This window comes from Brevundimonas sp. CURTG3B2_SDJG (assembly GCF_057364705.1).
Genome location: NZ_JBNFOJ010000359.1, coordinates 1 through 2601, shown reverse-complemented (window position 1 = coordinate 2601; position 2601 = coordinate 1). Strand labels below are relative to the sequence as shown.

General features: G+C 72.2%; 4 protein-coding genes and 1 pseudogene. All 5 read left to right on the top strand.

The annotated features are described in order from the left end of the window. Positions 1–430, top strand: a 430-nt coding sequence (locus AC2W7C_RS16550; protein ID WP_486002369.1) for a ComF family protein, incomplete at its 5' end; no start/stop codon positions are given. A 153-nt stretch (positions 431–583) separates the two neighbouring features. After that, a complete protein-coding gene (gene grxC, locus AC2W7C_RS16545; RefSeq protein ID WP_486002368.1) occupies positions 584–841 on the top strand; it encodes a glutaredoxin 3 in 258 nt (85 codons plus the stop codon). Continuing rightward, positions 841–1675, top strand: a pseudogene (locus AC2W7C_RS16540) (carbon-nitrogen hydrolase family protein). Before grxC ends, AC2W7C_RS16540 begins: the two are co-directional and overlap by 1 nt. After that, positions 1672–2100: a DUF1178 family protein gene (locus tag AC2W7C_RS16535; protein WP_486002367.1), complete on the top strand. Its 429-nt coding sequence runs from the start codon at positions 1672–1674 to the stop codon at positions 2098–2100. The pseudogene AC2W7C_RS16540 and the gene AC2W7C_RS16535 overlap by 4 nt, the downstream one beginning before the upstream one ends. A gap of 2 nt (positions 2101–2102) precedes the next feature. Continuing rightward, on the top strand, positions 2103–2601 hold a 499-nt coding region (locus AC2W7C_RS16530), incomplete at its 3' end, for a DUF6597 domain-containing transcriptional factor (RefSeq protein ID WP_486002366.1).

The following is a 2601-nucleotide window of genomic DNA, read 5'->3' as shown; positions in this document are numbered from 1 at the left end:
GCCTGCCTGGCCCAGCCCTACGCCTTCGCCCGCGCCCGGCGCCTGCGTCTACGACGAGGCGTCGCGCGGCCTGATCCTGAAGCTGAAGCACGCCGACCACCAGCCGTTCGCGCCGCTGTTCGCCCGCTGGATCAGCCGGTCGGCCGCGCCCTGTTGGCCGAAGCCGACGCCGTCGCGCCCCGTGCCGCTGCATCCGCTCCGCCTGCTGTCGCGCCGGTTCAACCAGGCGCGGAGGTCGCCCGTCCGCTGGCCCGGGACGCCGGTCTGGACTCCTGCCGGACGCCTTGGTCCGCCGCGCCCACACCGCCAGCCAGGGGGAAAGTCGGCGCGGGGCCGCCGACTGAATCGTGAAGGCCGCCTTCGAGGTCCGCCGGCCGGCGCCGGCGCGTCAGGGGGCCGTCGCGATCCTTCTGGTCCGACGACGTGTTGACCACGGGGGCCACCGCCGAGGCCTGCGCTCGCGCCCTGCTGGAGGCCGGCGCCCGCGCCGTGGACCTGGCCGTCGTCGCGAGGGTGCGTTCCGCGCGCAATTGCCTACATGATCCGCCTTGCGACCCGAGACCTTTTCTGGAGACCCCGCCCGTTGGCCGACATCGTCATCTATTCGAAGCCCGGCTGCCCCTACTGCCACGCCGCCTTCGCCCTGCTGGAGCGCAAGGGCGCGACCTGGACCGAGATCGTCGCCTCGAACGATCCGGAGAAGAAGCGCGAGATGATCCAGCGCTCAGGCGGCCGCATGACCTTCCCGCAGATCTTCATCGACGGAAAGCACATCGGCGGGTCCGACGACCTGCACGCCCTGGAGCGCAAGGGCGAGCTCGACGCTCTGCTCGCCGCCTGATGGCGACCCTTCCCGTCGCCCTGATCCAGACGCGCACGCCGGGAGCTTCCGCGGCGGCGCTGGCCCATGTCGAGCCCCTGATCCGCCAGGCCGCTAAGGGCGGAGCGAAGCTGATCCTGACGCCCGAGGCGACGAACTTCCTGATCCAGGACCGCGAGAAGCGGCAGGCCGAAGTCACCGACATGGATCACGACGCGGTCGTGACCGGTCTCTCCGCCCTGGCCGCGGAGCTCGGCGTCTGGCTGCTGATCGGCTCGGCCATCGTGGCGTCCGGCCATGAGGGCGACGATCGCGCCGCTAACCGCTCGATCCTCATCGACGACCAGGGCCGGATCGTCGCGTCCTACGACAAGCTGCACGTCTTCGACGTCGACCTGCCGACCGGCGAACGCTGGCGCGAGAGCGCCGGAATCCGGCCGGGCGAAGGCGCCGTGGTCGCCCATACGCCGTGGGGCGGCCTGGGCCTGACCGTCTGCTACGACATCCGCTTCCCACAGCTGCACCGGGCGCTCGCCAAGGCCGGCGCGGTGATGATGCCGTCCCGGCCGCCTTCACCGTGCCGACCGGCGAGGCGCACTGGGAAGTCCTGCTGCGCGCCCGCGCCATCGAGACCGGCTGTTACGTCCTGGCGCCCGCCCAGGCGGCGCGCACGAGGACGGCCGGCGCACCTGGGGCCGTTCGACCGTCGTCGCGCCCTGGGGCGAGGTGATCGCGCGGCTGGATGGCGACGAACCGGGGGTCCTGTTCGCGACCTTGGACCTCGAAGCCGTCGAACGCGCCCGGCGGGCCGTGCCGCAGCTGACCCACGACCGCGACTTCGGGGCGCCGGCATGATCCGCTACGCCCTGACGTGCGATCACGAACACGGCTTCGAGGCCTGGTTCGGGTCGTCGTCCGACTACGATGACCAGGCCGGGCGCGGCTTGGTGGAGTGCCCTGTGTGCGGATCGCGCGCTGTCTCCAAGCAGATCATGGCGCCCGCCGTCGCCGGCACGAAGAAGGCCGCCCCGCCCGACCTGGCCAAGATGCAGACCATGATGATGCAGGCCGCCCGCGAGGTGCGTTCCCACGTCGAGCGGAATTTCGACTATGTCGGCGACGCCTTCGCTCGCGAGGCGCGCGACATTCATGAAGGCCGATCCGAGAAGCGCGAGATCTATGGCGAGGCCACGCCCGCCGAGGTCCGCAAGCTGGCCGAGGACGGCGTGCCCTGCGCGCCCCTGCCGCCGCTTCCGCCGGACAAGTCCCGGATCAACTGACCGTGGCGGGGGAGGGGGAGCGCTATCAGGAGTTCGAGCCGCCGGCGGCCCTGCGCCCCTTCGTGCGGACGATCTGGACCTATGCGCACCCCGATCCGCCTCCCGTGGTGCAGCGCATCGCCCCGGACGGCTGTCCCGAACTGATCTTCGACCTGGGCGCGCCCTATGAAGAACAGGATCCCGACGGCGCCTGGCGGCTGCAGCCCCCGGCGATCTTCGCCGGCCAGATGACCCGTCCGCTCGCGCTGCGCCCGGCCGGACCGACCGAGCTGGCGGCGGTCCGCTTCGAGCCTGACGGGGCCCGGGACTGGCTGGGTCTTCCCTTGGCCCGGGCCACCGACCAACGGCTGGATGTGGTCGAGCGGCTGGCGGGCTTTTCCGCGCCGTCGGGCGACCCCGCGGGTCAGGTCCAGGCTTTCGCGGCCTGGCTGGAGGCGGACCGGCGCGCGGCGGCTGGGGGATCGACCCGCTGGTTCGGGCCGAAGTCGAGGCCGCGGCCGA

Coding starts and splice junctions, on each gene's coding strand:
- AC2W7C_RS16535 (WP_486002367.1), top strand. CDS start 1,672: ATGATCCGCTACGCCCTGACGTGCGATCACGAACACGGCTTCGAGGCC.